This is a genomic window from Sedimentibacter sp. B4 (assembly GCF_000309315.1).
In the GTDB taxonomy this organism is placed as follows: Bacteria; Bacillota; Clostridia; order Tissierellales; family Sedimentibacteraceae; genus Sedimentibacter; species Sedimentibacter saalensis.
The window spans coordinates 1-227 of sequence record NZ_CANG01000822.1 but is presented as its reverse complement, the minus strand read 5'-3'; the positions used below and the strand labels follow the sequence as shown (position 1 = coordinate 227).

Below are 227 nucleotides of genomic sequence, written 5' to 3'. Positions count from 1 at the left end.
GCGTGCTGGCGACCTGCTGCGGCACGGCGAGGTTCTCCACCTCCGAGACGAACTTCGCCTGCGGCACGAGGGCGCTCACCACGTCGGTGACCAGCCAGGTGAGCTGGTCGCCGGTGACCGGAAGCCGGGCCTCGGTCTGGGTCTCGGCCTGCGCGAGCCGGTCGACGGCCCGCTGCGCCTGCTGGGAGATGTGGTCGTCGCCGGCCGCGTGGGCAGCGGCGACCAGA

Annotated in this window: 1 protein-coding gene; it reads right to left on the bottom strand. The window is 73.6% G+C overall.

Annotation, left to right across the window (positions count from 1 at the left end):
* A partial coding sequence (locus BN358_RS27020; RefSeq protein ID WP_040583589.1) for a hypothetical protein occupies positions 1-227 on the bottom strand: 227 nt, incomplete at both ends.